Origin of the sequence: Novosphingobium sp. (assembly GCF_027531025.1) — a bacterium.
GTDB lineage: Bacteria > Pseudomonadota > Alphaproteobacteria > Sphingomonadales > Sphingomonadaceae > Novosphingobium.
This window is the reverse complement of record NZ_JAPZQX010000009.1, coordinates 1-15674: the sequence shown is the minus strand read 5'-3', so window position 1 is coordinate 15674 and position 15674 is coordinate 1. Positions and strand designations below refer to the sequence as shown.

Sequence of the window (15674 nt, the reverse complement as noted above, 5' to 3'; positions counted from 1 at the left end):
ATCTGGGGCTTTCGTACCCGTCAGAGCAATTTCCTCACGCGCCCGCCCTGATTGCCGCAACCACGGGCGCAGCGAGAATGGCCTGCACTTCGTGATTAGGAAGCCCGAGCGCGCCCAATAGATGAGCGGTCAGCGTCACACTAAATGCTTGGGGATCGGGCGGCGGCCTTTCAACAATATGGCGGATGCCCGCTGCGACGATCCCCAACACGACGACCAGCGCGACCTCCGGCGAGGCGCTTCTGAACCGGCCTTGCGCCATGCCGGCCGCCAGCGTCTGGCGGACTGGCTCGTTCATTGCGGCTTGAACATCGGTCGCTTCGCCCAGTAGGTTGGCCAATATCCAGGCGCGCCGGGGCTTTGTCCGCGCAAGATCGAGAAACAGTGTCGCCGCGATCGCGAGGTGAATTGCAGGGTCGGAGCTGGTCGGCTTGATCAGAGAGATGCGGTCGCGCACTTCGAAGCGGATATCAAGCGCCAGCTTTCCAGCGATATCCTCTTTGCTGGCGAAATGATTGTAAAAAGTGCCCTTGGCGACCCCAGCCCGGGCCACAATGTCGTCCACCGAAACCGCGCCGAACCCGTTCCGTCCGAAAAGTTCTTCGGCAGCATCGAGTAATGCCTTGCGGTTGGGCGTGCGGCGCAAGCCACGATAATTGGGAATGCCAGGCATGGAGCAGAGTATAACTCCAAGCTAATTGACTAGATAGTCGAATAAGGGCGGCTATTCTATGCTCCGGTGTCTCTGAGAAACGGATTTGCACGATGCCCCGTCTGCCCTTTGCAACAGCCTTGCTGCTAGCCCCGCTCGCCTATGCGATCCACCATGGCGAGGAGCATGTTGTCTTCAACTTCCGTGCATGGCGCGTGAAGTACTTTCCCGACAATAATGCTCTTACAACCGAAGCAGTGTTGGTGGTGCTGATTTCGATAGCGCTGGTCTACCTCCTGCTTCACGCCACTATGCGCACCCGGATTAGTGCATGCATGGCGATCCTGTTCCTCATGGCGACGCAGGTTCACAATGCGATATTCCATCTGGGGGGGACACTGGTCTTCGCCGACTTCAGCCCAGGGCTGATCACCGCAATTGCGCTGTACTTACCGGCTAACTACATCATTGTGCGCGCCGCGCTGGCCGAAGGGTTGGTGAGTAGGCAGCAGCTCGGAATGCTGTTCATCGCGGGCGGCGTGTTGTTCTGGGCATTCGAGTATGTCGGGCCGGTTGTGCTGCTGGTAACGACACTCTTGACATGGACCTGGACTCTGGCTTCGGCGCGCTCAGCAAACATCAAGGCAACCTGACTCATGACGCGGCTGCCTCAATCTCACCCCTGGCGTCTGCGACTGGCCTGGGCGCTCCAGCTGCCACTGGCGGTAGTTTTTACGATCACGGCCTATCGCAAATTTGTGGCCGATCCGGTGCCAGTGGCGACAGTGGAGGCGCTTGGCACTGGCCAATGGCTTCGCGTAGCGATTGGTTTTGCAGAGCTTGCGGGCGCGATTGGGCTTCTTATACCCCGCCTTGTCCCTCTAGCCGCTTCCTGCCTTGCCCTTCTGATGGTGGGGGCCGTGGGTACGCACTTGGCAATCATCGGAGGAAGCGCGGTCCCCGCTCTCGTCCTTACCATTGCCTGCGGTGCAGTTGCCTTGTTGCGGCGGGATTAGGCCATTCCTGGGTGAATACCGACCTTATGGCCGCTTTTATTTGACCTGACCCTGACCTCAAGCGTCCCTAAAGTTGTCGTAACCGGACTGTGCGGTTGCGGACTTGAAAGCCTGAAAGCGGACATAACCATGGGTCGTCTGAGCCAACTCATCCGTAAAGCTCAGAGCGCGGTTCGAGCAATCCCTAGCACCCCAAATCCCTTAGCTGGGGGATAAGAAAACTTGGCTTCGAACACAGAGCGCCAGCGTTCCAATTGGAACACCATATTATGACGGCAGGCATGTTTGGATCTCATTGTTTGGCAGGCGGCATGCAGCTTCTGGCCGGTTGCGGGTGCCTATGGCGAATTTTAGAACAGAAATTCGGCATCCCTGAAGGGGGTGGGCGATGATGAAGCTGGACATTCAAGTAGACAAATGCCCCCATTCGATGAGGTCGTGCACGGTATCATAAATGGTCTCTTCAACGTCACGAAACTCTATGCCCAGATCGCGCTGGATTTTGCTATTATCAAACCGCGGAATGCCTCCGAGATGCGTTCTGAGGTAGCTTCCTATGCCACTCGGCTGAAAATGTGAGAGAAGCTTCATCGTTGCGGTCCCAATGCGTCCGCTCATGTCGAATGATGGAAGCTTTCCCCGCACGCCCACCGACCTCATGATATTCGTGATTTGGTGCATATCCATATTGCCCGCAGAGCAGATGTAGCGCCCTTTGGCATTTGGAGCCTTCATTGCGCGAACATGGGCATCAGCCACCTCTCGAACATCAACAAAGCCCCAGTTGAGTGCCATCAAGGCAGGATACTGACCATTGGCGACGTCAATGAAGAGCTGATTGGATGTGCTGACGCCGGTGCTTAGCGAGGGGCCAGCAACCATGAAGGGATTTATGACGACTAGATCAAAGCCAGTCCTGTTTGCCTTCGTAAAAGCCCAGGCGGCACGTTCAGCTTGCGTCTTGGAATAATAGTAAGGGTTGCGGGTTACAGAAGATTTCTCATTCCAATCCGCTTCGGTCAGCACCCTGCTATCCGGCGCATCGGTGATCGCTGCCATCGAAGAGGTTAGAACAACCCGCTTAACGCGGCTAGACTTGGCTGTAGCCTCCAACGCCGAGACGGTGCCGCGCACCGCAGGCTTGACCAGATCACGCTCAACGTTTTCAACGTCGATAACAAACGGGCTCGCAGTGTGGATCACATAATCCACGTCTGCGGTGTAATCTGAAAAAGCGCCTTCATCGTTCAAGTTTGCCGAAACAAGCTCTAGATTGCTGGCACCTGGCAACGCTTTAAGAAAGCCAATCGTATCTGCCTTCAGAGGATTACGCACCGTACCCCGAACGGCAAACCCGTGCTCCAACAGCAGCTTGGTGATGTGCGAGGCAATAAAGCCGTTAGCTCCCGTGACCAGTACTCGTTCTTGCATAGCGGCATCCTAAGAATCATACGTTTTGAACGATTATCGTATGATACGATTGTTTAGCTGGTTGCAGATGTCAAGGCAGGAACCTATCAAGAGGTTATGACCCGCGAAGATAGCCCAAAACCGATAGCCCGCGCGAAAATGGCAAGGCGCGATCGTATTCTCGACGCAGCCGAGAGCTTGTTTGCCAGGGTTGGCCTGAGATCGGCCACGATGGAAGCGATTGCGACGGCGAGTTCTGTCTCTAAGGCAACCCTTTACGCGTACTTCCCAGATAAAATGGCAGTTTTTTCAGCAATGGCATCGCGATTGGCAAACGAGATGCAATCTGGCGTCCTCACTGCCCTTGATGAAAAAGGGAGCCTGGCTGACCGCATATCCAATGCGCTGATGGCGAAACACGGGCGAGCATTTGATGCGGCTATTGGAAGCCCTCATAGATTAGAGTTGCTCGACACGCGCAGACATGAATTTGGGCAACTTTTTAACGCAGTGGATAGGGCAATCGAGGATGCCATCTTTGCAGCCCTGCAAGCAGCCGGAACCTGCACGCCTCGAGACGATGCCCGGCTTATTTTCTGCGCCTCAATTGGGATCAGCGAACAGGCTAGAAGCAAAGAAGAGCTTGAAATGGATTTGAGACGGCTGGTCTCGGCTATATTGGCCTAATTTTGGCAGCGGTGCATTGGCGGCCCTATCTCAATAAATGTGGCCATCTAGAATTAGAGATTTCTGGCAGGATTGAAGCTAATGAAGCTGGGCGTTTTGCATGAAGAATTTGAAGCTCACGGGCGAGCAGATCGCGTAACGGGGCAATCTTCGGATCGTGTTCGGATTGTCCGAAGGGAAAATAACAATCTGATCTAAAGACAAAATTGCATCGACCCGAATCTTGCCAAGGTTGGGGTCGAGGGTTCGAATCCCTTCGCCCGCTCCAGTTTTCCAAGCTGCAGTATCTGGGTGGAACCTCGGGCGCATTGTCGTCCCTGGCTTGCCGTGGTGACGGCGCTGCCGCCCGGTTTCGCGCAAGATCGGAATACTGCTCCTAACGGAAATCCCTCGGGCGCAAACCGTAGCGGTGCAATTTGTCGTAGAGCGTCTTGCGGGGGGTGCCGAGGGACTGTTCGAGCCTGGCGATATTGCCGCCGGCCGCGCGCAGCGCGCTTTCAATGACTGTCCTTTCAAACTCTGCCACGGCCAGGTGCAGCGGCTGCCCACTCGTTGTGAGCTGGGCCTCGTTTTCCGGCAGGCTGAGGCCGATCGCCCAGGTTCGTGCGAATGCTTCCAGTTCGCGCACATTGCCGGGCCAGCCGTGAGTCTGCAGGTGGCGCCAGACACCATCGGTCAGCGCGCGATGTGGCACCCCCAGTTCCGTTTCGTAGCGGGAGAGAAAATGCCGGAACAGGGCGCCGATGTCCTCGCGCCGCGCGGCCAGGGGCGGCAGCGCCAGCCGGACCGCGCCGAGTCGCTCGAAGAACGGGCTCCGGCCATCCTCGGTCCGGTCGGTGCCGCCGTGCAGTTGGCGTGTCACCACTACGCAGAGATTCAACTTGCGGGATCGCTCGGCCCCGGCCGGCAGGATGGATCGCGTTTCAAGCACCGAGAGCAGCCGGGCCTGCAGCGTGGGGCTGGCGGCCTCCACCTGATCGAGCAGTAATGTGCCACCGTTGGCGCGCTCGATCAGCCCCGTTCGCGACAGTCCGTTTCCACCGGGCTCTCGCCCGAACAGCAGCAGATCGGCATCCTGATGAGTGAGCACACCCGCATCGACCGGCACGAACGGGCGGCTTTGGCGGGGGCCAAGCTCATGGATCAACTGGGCCACGAATGTCTTCCCGGTGCCGGCACTGCCTTCGACTACCAGGTCCACTTCGGCCTGGGCGATGGCTGACAGCATCCCGCGCAGCCGAACCGCAAACTCCGATGAACCGATGAACTTGCCCTGGGCCTTGGCCAGCAGAGCATCCCGCAGCCTGCGATTCTCGAGCACCAGCCGCCTGCGCTCCGCAGCGCTGGCAATCGCGCGGATCAGCGCCTCGGATGCATAGGGTTTGGTCAGAAAGTCAGCCGCGCCCCGCTTGATCGCGGCAACGGCCATTTCGACATCGCCATGGCCGGTGGTGAGAATGACCGGCAAGTCGGCATCCCGTTCCCGCAGCTGCGCGAACAGGGCCAGGCCATCCATCCCGGGCAGGCGCACATCGGTGACCACCACGCCGGGGAAGTCATCGGGCAGTGCCGCGATTGCTGCCTCGGCCCGATCGAACAGCGATACCGTCATGCCTTCCAGCTGCAATGCCTGGGCAACGGCCGGTCCAAGGGCCTCGTCATCCTCGATCAGGAAAACGCAAAGCGAGGGGTTGTCGCTCATGGGCATGGGATCACCATGGTGAACCGCGCGCCGGTGGGCACTGCTTCAGCGACCAGATCGCCCCCCAGTCCGCGCATGATGTCTTGCGAAATGACCAGCCCGAGACCGAGTCCCTCGGCCTTGGTCGTGGCGAAGGGCTGGAACAGGTTTGCGCGCTGCTCTGCCGAAATCCCTGGCCCGTCATCGGTTACCGACAGCCGGACTTCGCGTTCCAGCGCATCGACCGCGATAGTGACCCGGCCTGACTGCCCAGTCGCATCGATCGCATTCTGCAGCAGGTTGACCAGCACCTGTTCCAGCCCGACATGTTCGCCGCGAACCACCCGCTCCAGCGCCGCATCCGGTGGCAGAACGAGGTGGATGCCAAGGTGGGAAATCCGGTCGCGCAAGAGCAGCAGCGCGCCGTCGATCAACTGCCGCAGCGCGACATCACGCCGGGCCCGATCCCCTCTTCGGCTGAAGCGCCGCAGTTCGTCGGTAATCGTGCCGATCCGGTCGGTGAGCGCCGCGATGCGCGCGAAATTCTCGCGAGCTTCGTCATGCGCGCCGCGCTGACCCAGGCGCACGCCAGTCTCGGCCAGGATCCGGATGGCCGATACCGGCTGACGGATTTCATGGCCAACGCCGGCCGTGATCTGGCCGAGGGTGGCCAGCCGGTTGGCTTGCTGAAGCTGGTCGCGCAGGCGGGCGGTCCGCTCGTTCAGCATTCTTTCCGCTCGTGCCTCGCGTCGGCGAATACCGACAACCACTGCGGCGATCGCCGCGATTATGAGCACCAGGAGCACAAAGAACAGCAGGCGCGCGTTCGCCTTGGCCGCCGCCAGCGCGGGTGATGGATCGGACAGCAGATGCAGTTCCCAATCGAAGGGTGCCACCGGGTGGCGACTGTCGATCAGCGCCGATGTTCGGCCATTATGCCCCGGTTCGCCCGCTGCCCCCGGCTGCATCTTGCGAAAGCGCCAGGCTGGCCGGCTGGTCACGAGGATCACGCCGGAGGGGTCACTGGCATAGACTCCGGATGTTGTGTTCGCCCAGCTGGCCTCAAGCTTGTCGAATTCCACCTTGATCGCCACTACGCCGATGGCGCCGGACGGGCCATCGACCCGGCGGGTGATGAACAGGCCTGGCCGCCGACTGACCGTGCCCAGCGCAAACTGGCTGGCGACCCCATCGGCAAGCCCTTTGCGAAAATAGTCGCGGAAGCGGTAAGTGGAGCCGACAAAGCTGTCGGGCCGGTTCCAGTTGCTGGCGGCCAGGGTCAGCCCCTCGCGATCCATGAGGTAAATCGCCGCGGCGCCGGTTTGCCTGGCAAGCTGTTCCAGCCGCTGGTTGAGCGCCGCCTGCTCGGTCGGGTTCCCGCTGAGCAGCGATTGCACCTGCGGGTCGCGGGCGAGCACCAGCGGCACGAGGCTGAACTTGTCGAGCTCGCTTTCCAGGCCAGCGGCCAGGATCGCTGCTTCATTGCTGGCCGCACGCTGCGCCTCGTCGAGGGCGGAGGCCCGCATGGTGCGCTCGATCAGGGGCAGCGTCATGGCTGCCACCAGAATTGCTCCGCACCCAAGGATCAGCATCAGGTGCCGATGCCGCAGCAGAGTCGTCCCGGCGGGCTTCCCGTTCAGGTTCATGGGCGGGCAAAAGCCGATGGACGACACCGTTCGCCAAGCTGGACGAACGCCGCATCCTTAATCGGCCAAGGCTTACGGCTCATCGGTCCTCCACCTGGTTGCGCAAGGTCCGTCAGTGGCGAATGCTCGCCGGAATTGGCAAGTTCTGGGCGTGGCTTCACTTTCTGGAAATCCGGAATAATAGCAAGCGAAATGTCCGGAAAGCCAGAATTATCAATCACGGACTTACCATAAAATACTGAAATTGCTTAACGATCGAACAAAGACGATTCTCGTTGTCCGGGCATGCTTTGGCCTTATCCTGTCTCTCTACGGCCAGCAAAGGCTGCAAACCGAACGACGGTGGGGAAGAGGGCGACCGAGGGCATGGCATCGATTTCCGTTCCCGCTGCTGCAGGGCCGCAGCCCAAGCGCACGGCATGGTTCCAGCACCTCTATGCCCAAGTCCTGGTGGCGATCGCGGCGGGGATTGGGGTCGGCTACTTCTGGCCCGAAGCGGGGGTAGCGCTCCAGCCGCTCGGCGATGCCTTCATCAAGCTGGTCAAGATGATCATCGCCCCGGTGATCTTCCTGACCATCGTCACCGGCATTGCCGGGATGCGCCATGTGGGCGAGATCGGCCGGGTGGCGGGCAAGGCCTTTGCCTATTTCATCACGGTATCGACCTTCGCGCTGATCGTCGGCCTGGTCGTTGCCAATATCGTGCAACCGGGCGCCGGGATGAACATCGACCCGGCCACGCTCGATGCCGGCGCGGTCAAGGACTATGCGGGCAAGGCCGAAGAGGCGAGCATCGTCAAGTTCCTGCTCGACATCATTCCCACCACGACCCTTTCGGCGCTGACCGACGGTTCGATCCTCCAGGTGCTGCTTGTCGCGATCCTGTTCGGGGTGGCGCTGGCGCTGGTTGGCGCGCCGGGCGAACCGGTCACCCGCCTGCTCGAAAGCATCTCGCTGGTCGTCTTCAAGCTGGTTTCGATCCTGATGCGGTTTGCGCCGATCGGGGCTTTTGGGGCCATGGCTTTCACCATCGGCAAGTACGGGATCGGCACGCTCGCTTCGCTGGGAACGCTGATTGCCACTTTCTACATCACCTCGGCGCTCTTTGTGCTGGTGGTGCTGGGCCTGATTGCGCGCCTCAACGGTTTTTCGATCCTTGCCCTGATCCGGTACCTTAAGGCTGAGCTGCTGCTTGTGCTTGGCACTTCCTCCTCGGAAGCCGCGCTCCCGCCGCTGATCGAGAAGATGGAAAATGCCGGCTGTGCCAAGGCCGTGGTCGGCCTGGTTGTGCCGACTGGCTATTCGTTCAACCTTGATGGCACCAACATCTACATGACCCTTGCCGCGCTGTTCATCGCCCAGGCTACGGGGATCGAACTCAGCATCGGCGAACAGCTTGCTCTCCTGGCAGTCGCGATGATCAGCTCGAAAGGGGCGGCCGGGGTAACCGGTGCGGGCTTCATCACCCTTGCCGCAACCTTGTCGATCGTACCTTCGGTGCCGCTTGCGGGAATGGCACTGATCCTGGGCATCGATCGCTTCATGAGCGAATGTCGTGCCCTTACCAACTTCATTGGCAATGCCGTCGCCACCGTGGTCGTTGCCCGCTGGGAAGGTGCGCTCGACCAGGACCGCCTGGCGGCCGTACTGGCCGGAACCGGCGGCCCTGGCCGCCCGTTGGGCGAGGCTGGGCCACCAATCGATCCGCCCGCCGGTCTCCGTCCCGGCGAGCAGGATCCCGACTGATCATCATCATTGAAGGGGCATCATTTACCGGACATGCGCGAGCCAAAGACCCAGGTGACGAAATCAAGAGCGACCACCAGCACGTTTCGTGCGCGGTGGGCTCTCGGCTTGTGGTCACACCGGCATTCGCGCATGAGCTGGTAGCAAGTCAAACGCCCAAGCAGGCAAACGGACGATTGAAAACAGGGAGTAAGAGCTATGGTGACCAACATGTTGTTCAAGCTGGCGTTGCTCGGCAGCACCGGAATGATGACCGCAACCATGGCGCATGCGCAGGCGGCAGTCGACCCGGCGACCGGTGCGCCACAATCCACCGAGACAGCCGAACCGGCCGAGCCGGCTATTCTGGTCATTGGTTCGCAGATCCAGGGCGCGCAGATCAATGACGTCCTTCCGGTCACGGTCGTGGATGAGCAGCAGGTCGAGAATACCGGCGCCTCATCGGGCGATGAACTGTTTCGCGCCATCCCGCAGTCGGGGACCATTGCCTTCAACGAGCAGAACGCGACCACCCAGAACAACGTTCGCGGCGACGTCGGATCGGTCAACCTGCGTGATCTGGGGACGGGCAACACCCTGCTGCTGGTCAACGGTCGGCGCATGAACCTGCACCCCGGTTTCCAGACCGAGCTGCTGGTACCGGTGGTCAGCCCGGATACCAACGAGATTGCTCCCGGCAGCGTGCGGCGGATCGAGGTGCTGCGCGACGGGGCTTCGGCCGTCTACGGGGCCGATGCCGTCGCAGGCGTGATCAACACCGTGCTCAAGGGCAATCTCAAAGGCGGCTTCCTCGAAACCGACTGGCGCGCCTCGGATGGCACCAGCCTGTACAGTGTCAGTGTCAGCGGGGGCTTCGGCTTCGATTTCGGTGGTGGCCGCGGCAACCTGACCCTCTACGGCGGCTATTTCCACGAGAACGGGCTCGATGCATCCGCGCGCGACTATTCGCGTGACGATAACAAGCTGCCCTTGCTGGTCGGAACGCCGTTCGAGAACGATGCCTCGTTCAACAATCGCAACACCTTCGGCCCCTTCGGCCAGTTCGACATCCAGGCACCGACGAACCGCACTCCGATCCTCGATGACGATTTCTACCTGCAGCCGAGCACCTTCACCGGCTGCCGCATGAGCTTCGGCAACGGGATTTGCGCACGCAATGGCGAAACGCCGACAACCGCCGTGCGCTACAACACGATCTTCGGCAACACGCTGATCAGCCGCAAGGACCGCTACAATGCGATGGCCTTGTTCAACTATGAACTGACCGACAATCTCGAAGCCTACTTCGAAGGCAGCTACTATCGCTCGGAGAACGCCCGCAAGAACGATGCCTCGGCGATCCTGAGTGCGGTGCCGGTCGGCATTTCGCGCAATGCCTATTACAACCCGTTCGGCCCGACCACGCGCAACGGCCAGCCCAATCCCCAGCGCCTGCCCGGGACCACCATCCCCGTTGAAGGCGCGGACATCATCATGGAGCGCTATCGTTTCGTTGATGCGGGCAACCGCGACGTGTTTGTCGACAAGGATTCGTTCCGGCTTGTCGCGGGGCTGAAGGGCAATTTCGGTGCCTGGAATTTCGACACCGGCTTCGTCTATTCGGAAGCACGGGTAACCGATCTCGAAACCAACCGCGTGTCGCTGACCGCGATGCAGCAGTCGATCAACCGGACCACGCCGGATGCCTACAACCCCTTCAACGGCGGCTGTCTCGACGATCCGGGCCAGGGCGACTGCACGCCCAACCCGACATCCGTGATCGATACCTTCCGCATCAACGTGAGCCGCAAGGGCGGGACCAGCCTGGCCCTGGCGGACTTCAAGGTCAGCCGCGACGATCTGCTCTCGCTGCCGGGCGGCAACCTGGGCATTGCCGGCGGTATCGAATGGCGGCGCGAGACCTTCTTCGACGATCGCGATCCGCGGCTCGACGGCACGATCACCTTCACGGACAGCGTGACCGGCGTGTTCAACGGCAGCGACGTGGCGGGCACCAGCCCGTCGCCGGACACCGATGGCACCCGCAACGTCTATTCGGCCTTCGCCGAACTGTTCGTGCCGGTGGTCAGCCCGGAAATGAACGTCCCGCTGGTCGAGGCGTTCAATGTCCAGCTGGCCGGTCGGATCGAGCGCTTCGAGGATATTAAGGCGACGGCCGTCGTCCCGCGCGTAGCCGCATCGTGGACCACGCTGCCAGGGGTCACCTTCCGCGGAGCCTGGTCGCAGGGCTTCCGCGCACCGAACCTGGTGCAGGTGAACGACGATGGCACGACCCGGTCCAACACCCGCGACGACTTCGTGATTTGCCAGGCGCGCGTTGCCAAGGGCCTGCTGGCCAGCCTCGACGCCTGTCCCGGAGCCGGGGTCATCAGCTTCCGTTCGGGCGCGAAGAGCCTCAAGCCCGAGGATAGCGAAAGTATCAATCTCGGGGTCGTGCTCGAGCCGGAATTCATCCCCGGCCTGACCCTCACGGCCGACTTCTGGCGGGTCAAGCAGACCGGGCTGGTGGGCACCTTCGGCGATGACAACGCGATCGCGCTGGACCTGCTGCGCCGCCTCAGCGGCAGCACTAACCCCAATGTCATCCGCGCCACGCCCACGGCCGATGACATTGCGCTGTTCACCGGCACCGGCCTTGCTCCCGCGGGCGCGATCATCCGGGTGCTCGACCCCTACCTGAACCTCGACAGCCGCATTTCGAAGGGTTGGGACTTCGGTCTCACTTACAACGTCCCGGACTTCGGGCTGGGCAAGTTCCGCCTGCGGGCGAATGCGGCCCGGCTGTCGAGCTTCGTCCAGAGCGCGGGCGCCGATGGCGAGGAACTGCTGGCCGGGATCGCGGCGGGCAAGCTGCCGGCCGACGTGACGGTTGGCGGGTTGGGCGAACTGCTCGAGATCGAGGGTCGCCCGAAGTGGCGCATGAGCGGGTCGATCAACTGGGAAAGCGGCCCGGTCGAGATCGGCCTGTTCGGCCAGTATACCGGCAAGGTGTGGGACACCAGCGTGGTGCGCGACGTCCTGCTGGTTTCGAACGACCCCAATGCCAACTACTACCGGGTCGACGACCAGTTCATCACCAACCTGTCGATCGCCTATACCATCAAGAACAAGACCCCGCTCAACGGGACCCGGCTGCGGTTTGCGGTGAACAACCTGTTCAACAAGAACCCGCCGCTCGCGGACGAGACCTATGGCTTCTTCAGCGAACTCTACACGGCGCGCGGCAGGGTGTTCCACATCGAACTGCGCAAGAAGTTCTGACGTGAAGCGGCGGGTCTGGCACTGGCGCGGGCTCGCCGCCGCAGCTGCGCTGGGGGCATCGGCCGTAGGGGCGCTGGCCGGGATGGGGGCAATCGGGATGGGGACGGCGGCGCTGGCGCAGTCGTCCCCGTCCCATGCGGCTTCCACCCCCAGGCCGACGCTATCCGGATGCCGGACCGCGCAGGGCAGCATCCATTTCGATTTCGAAGGTGCGTCCCGTTCGGCCTGCCATGTCGAGGATGACCGGACGGTCTCGATCCTGATCACTCCCGAACATCAGCCGCCGATCAATCCCAGTCCCTGGTATGCCTTCCGCTATCGCACTGCCGAGGGCGGCAGGCTGACCGTGAACCTGCGCTATATCGGCGCGCGTCATCGCTATGCGCCCAAGTGGCGGGGGCGCGGGGATCCTGCCGCGCTGTCGGTCGCGGTCGCGGCGGATGGCAGCGCGGCGACGATCACCCTCCCGCCGGGGGAAGGGGTGGTCAGCGGACAGCCGCTGGTCACGGCGGCGCACTATGACAGGGCGCTGAAGCAGCTTGTGACAGACGGCGGCGGCCATCGGCAGGTCCTGGGCCATTCGCACGATGGCCGACCGGTCGAGGCCGTGCGGCTTGGCAATGCGGATGCCCCTCATCTGGTCGTCCTGCTGGGCCGGCAGCATCCGCCGGAAGTCACCGGGGCCATGGCAATGGACGCCTTTTCCACGGCCATTGCCAGGCTGGTCCGGTCCCGCGGGATCGATCGCACGCGCTTCCAGTTCCTGATCGTTCCGCTGCTCAACCCCGACGGCGTTGCGCGCGGCCATTGGCGGGCGAACCTTGGCGGCGTGGACCTCAACCGGGATTGGGGCCAGTTCAAGCAGCCCGAAACCCGCGCTGTCGGCGATTGGCTCGCGAAGCTCCCGGCGGGGGTCCGGCCCGTGCTCATGCTCGATTTTCATTCGACCCGCCGCAACACGGTCTATGTCCAGGGCGCCGAAGCAAGTGCCCAGGGCAAGGCCTTCCTCGCCGCCTGGCTGGGCGGCAAGGAAGAGGCCTTCGCCGGCTATCCGTTCACGATCGATCCGCGCGATGCCAACCCTGGTACCGGAACAACCAAGAACTGGTTCAACGCCACTTACGGCATCCCGGCCTACACTTACGAAGCGGGCGACGAGTCCGATCCCGCAGCGGTGCGCGGGGCTGCCGAGGGCCTCGCCCAGGGGCTGGTCCCTGCGCTCGAGCTGATGCTCGCAGAGGGGTTGCGTCCTTAGTTCAGGCTGTGTGCAGCGCGCTTGGCGCGAAACTGTGGTTTGATGGAGTAGGTTCATGAAGAGCGCTGGAAGGTTCGGACGGTTTGCTGCGCTGCTGGCGGTCACCGGGATCGGTCTGGCCGCCGCGCCCGGCTGGGCGCGGGCGTGCGAACCCTTGGCACCGGGTTCGTCACGGATCGAGTTCGCCGGCTGGTCTGGGCCGAAACTGCCGGTCCATGTCCACAAGCCGAAGGCTGCCGGCGCGGGCAGCCGGATCCTGTTCGTCATGCATGGCGTCCAGCGCGACGGCGACCGCTACCGCGACGAATGGCGTGACCTGGCCGAGCAGCACAATCTCGTGATCGTTGTCCCGACCTTCGGCCGGAAGGATTTTCCGACCACCGAATCCTACAATCTGGGCAATATCATCGACCAGCGCGGCCAGCGGGTTCCGCGCGAACTCTGGTCGTTCAGCGCGATCGAGCCGCTGTTTGATGAGATCGTCTGCCGGATCGCCGGAAACCAGCGCGGCTATGCCCTCTATGGGCACTCGGCGGGCGGGCAATTCGTTCACCGCTATGTCGCCTTTGCCGAAGCGCCGCGCCTCGAGGTTGCGGTGGCGGCAAATTCGGGCTGGTACACCATGCCGACCGATGCCGCCTTCCCCTACGGCTGGGGCGGCGATGTCGCCGGGCTGGTCGTGCCGGAGAAGGCCTTTCAGCGACCGCTCACGATCCTGCTCGGGACGGCGGACAATGACCGCAATCATCCGAGCCTGCGCAAGAACCAGCAAGCCGATCGGCAGGGCCTGACCCGGTTTGCCCGCGGCCACGGCTTCCTGGCGGCAGCCCAGGAGCGCGTAGGCAAGACGGTGCCGCTGCGCTGGCGCATCGCTTACGCTGAGGGGATCGGGCACGACAACGGCGGAATGGCACCTTTCGCCGTTCCCTACCTGACAGGGGCGGGCGGGAAATAGGCTGCAATCGCCAGGCTTCCCGGTTCAGCGATCCGCGCATTCAAGCCGGAAGCTGGCGCCCCGGCGGTTTTTGCCCCGGCCGTTCTTGCCTGGGCCGATGGTCAGGCCAATGCCTGCCGCATCGCAGATCCGCTATGACCGTGATGAGGGTAGCAAAGCTGTCGCTCCGCACTTTTCGATAAACCCGGACACACGTTCACGAGTGGCGGCATCGTTCGACATGGTGGATGCCGCTAAAACATTGAACACGAGGCCTTCTGAGCAAATTGCGCTGAAAATGTTCGGATCGTGTTCGGATTTTCGGGGGTTAAAATAACCACATGATTTGCAAATAAAATATCATCGCTCTGAATCTTGCCAAGGTTGGGGTCGAGGGTTCGAATCCCTTCGCCCGCTCCAGTTTTCCTAGTGAAAACAGCGGTTTAGAAAATAGCCGTTTTCCAAAATCCAAAAATCAACCATCTTCGGATCGTGTTCGGATTCGTCGGGGGGTAGTCGGATTTTGGGAAAATCGGGTCTCAAAGAATCTGCGTCAGCTGCAAAGCCAGCCAAGGTCGCCAAGAAAGCTCCAAAGGGAGCAGTGACGGAATCCAAGACGTTCCGTGATGGCTTGATCTATCTCTACCAGCGAGCAGACTTCAAAAAACCGACCTGGCTTTGCCGTGTGAAGGTGCCGAATGGCTCGGGCTATGTGAATCGCAGCACAGGCACAGGCGATGAACACAAGGCGTTCAAGTTCGCTGATGACCTCTACAACCAGCTTCTGGTCAAATCGCTTACTGGCGAGGCTCCCCCTGCAAAGCGGATGGGACCAGCAATTCAGGCATACATTGATCGGCTGGAAGCCCAACCGCACAAGCTTTCCACCCACTACAAAATTCTGCTGCTGAAGCGGCTCAAGCCATTCCTTGAACGGAAGAGCTTTGATGACCTCTCGACCTCGCTGCTGTCGAAGGTGGTTGATGAGCAGATCGCCCTGACCAAGAAGGGCACGCTCTCACCTAATACGATCAAACGGACCTACACGGACCTCAAGCACTTCCTGCAATGGTGTATCGAGGAAGGGTACATCAAGGAGCTGCCCCGCTTCCCCAAGGTCAACGGTGTTGCTTCCAGCCGCCCGCACTTTGATGCCAAGGATTGGCAGAAGTTGACCCGACAGCTGCGGGAATTCGTGAAGGTCGAGAACGGAGCTGTCAGGCGGGACCGAATGATGCTCAGGGATTATACCAAGACTCGTTGATCAGAACCTGTGCGCCCATTGGCGCAGGCCGATGGACATGATGCGCCATGGTTGCTCGACGAGCCTGTTCCAGGCGAAGCAGCAGTGATCGACGATGTCGTCGTAGGATTTGAAGATGCGGT

At 61.4% G+C, this 15674-nt stretch carries 13 protein-coding genes and 1 pseudogene; 8 read left to right on the top strand and 6 right to left on the bottom strand.

Annotation, left to right across the window (positions count from 1 at the left end; genetic code table 11):
- Nucleotides 1-34 precede the first annotated feature (34 nt).
- Nucleotides 35-673 carry a TetR/AcrR family transcriptional regulator gene (locus tag O9281_RS12780; protein ID WP_298186508.1) on the bottom strand — a complete coding sequence of 213 codons (639 nt, stop codon included), beginning with the start codon at nt 671-673 and terminating at the stop codon, nt 35-37.
- 92 nt (nt 674-765) lie between these two features.
- On the opposite strand from O9281_RS12780, the gene O9281_RS12775 reads away from it, so the two are divergent.
- The gene (locus tag O9281_RS12775; protein ID WP_298186505.1) at nt 766-1305 is read left to right on the top strand and encodes an HXXEE domain-containing protein; all 540 of its coding nucleotides are present in this window, start codon (nt 766-768) and stop codon (nt 1303-1305) included.
- 3 nt (nt 1306-1308) lie between these two features.
- Nucleotides 1309-1668, top strand: a complete 360-nt coding sequence (locus O9281_RS14655) for a DoxX family protein (RefSeq protein WP_363321459.1) — start codon at nt 1309-1311, stop codon at nt 1666-1668.
- Between the two features lie 405 nt (nt 1669-2073).
- On the opposite strand, the gene O9281_RS12770 is transcribed toward O9281_RS14655, so the two are convergent.
- The gene (locus O9281_RS12770; protein WP_298186503.1) at nt 2074-3099 is read right to left on the bottom strand and encodes an aldehyde reductase; all 1026 of its coding nucleotides are present in this window, start codon (nt 3097-3099) and stop codon (nt 2074-2076) included.
- Nucleotides 3100-3195: 96 nt separating this feature from the next.
- On the opposite strand from O9281_RS12770, the gene O9281_RS12765 reads away from it, so the two are divergent.
- A complete protein-coding gene (locus tag O9281_RS12765) occupies nt 3196-3765 on the top strand; it encodes a TetR/AcrR family transcriptional regulator (protein ID WP_298186501.1) in 570 nt (189 codons plus the stop codon).
- A 78-nt stretch (nt 3766-3843) separates the two neighbouring features.
- Here O9281_RS12765 and O9281_RS12760 read toward each other — a convergent pair whose 3' ends face one another.
- The 3 genes from O9281_RS12760 to O9281_RS12750 are packed head-to-tail and all read right to left on the bottom strand — an operon-like array spanning nt 3844 to nt 6999.
- On the bottom strand, nt 3844-4125 hold the full coding sequence (locus tag O9281_RS12760; protein WP_298186498.1) for a hypothetical protein: 282 nt from the start codon (nt 4123-4125) through the stop codon (nt 3844-3846).
- Between the two features lie 16 nt (nt 4126-4141).
- Complete coding sequence (locus O9281_RS12755) at nt 4142-5467, bottom strand: sigma-54 dependent transcriptional regulator (RefSeq protein WP_298186495.1); 1326 nt, start codon at nt 5465-5467, stop codon at nt 4142-4144.
- Nucleotides 5464-6999 (bottom strand): ATP-binding protein, encoded by a 1536-nt coding sequence (locus O9281_RS12750; protein ID WP_298186490.1) that lies wholly within the window; start codon nt 6997-6999, stop codon nt 5464-5466. The genes O9281_RS12755 and O9281_RS12750 overlap by 4 nt, the downstream gene beginning before the upstream one ends.
- Nucleotides 7000-7458: 459 nt before the next feature.
- On the opposite strand from O9281_RS12750, the gene O9281_RS12745 reads away from it, so the two are divergent.
- The 5 genes from O9281_RS12745 (at nt 7459) to O9281_RS12725 (ending at nt 15552) form a co-directional block, all read left to right on the top strand.
- Entirely contained in the window at nt 7459-8838 is a 1380-nt protein-coding gene (locus O9281_RS12745; protein ID WP_298186486.1) for a dicarboxylate/amino acid:cation symporter, read from the top strand.
- A 210-nt stretch (nt 8839-9048) separates the two neighbouring features.
- Nucleotides 9049-12099: a TonB-dependent receptor gene (locus tag O9281_RS12740; protein WP_298186483.1), complete on the top strand. Its 3051-nt coding sequence runs from the start codon at nt 9049-9051 to the stop codon at nt 12097-12099.
- Nucleotide 12100: 1 nt separating this feature from the next.
- Nucleotides 12101-13354, top strand: a complete 1254-nt coding sequence (locus O9281_RS12735) for a M14 family metallopeptidase (protein ID WP_298186481.1) — start codon at nt 12101-12103, stop codon at nt 13352-13354.
- Nucleotides 13355-13409: 55 nt separating this feature from the next.
- Complete coding sequence (locus O9281_RS12730; protein ID WP_298186478.1) at nt 13410-14309, top strand: hypothetical protein; 900 nt, start codon at nt 13410-13412, stop codon at nt 14307-14309.
- Between the two features lie 580 nt (nt 14310-14889).
- Nucleotides 14890-15552, top strand: coding sequence for a phage integrase SAM-like domain-containing protein (locus tag O9281_RS12725; RefSeq protein ID WP_298186474.1), 663 nt, complete (start codon nt 14890-14892; stop codon nt 15550-15552).
- On the opposite strand, the pseudogene O9281_RS12720 reads toward O9281_RS12725, so the two are convergent.
- A pseudogene (locus O9281_RS12720) lies at nt 15553-15674 on the bottom strand (IS630 family transposase); the annotation flags it as partial. It abuts the gene before it with no gap.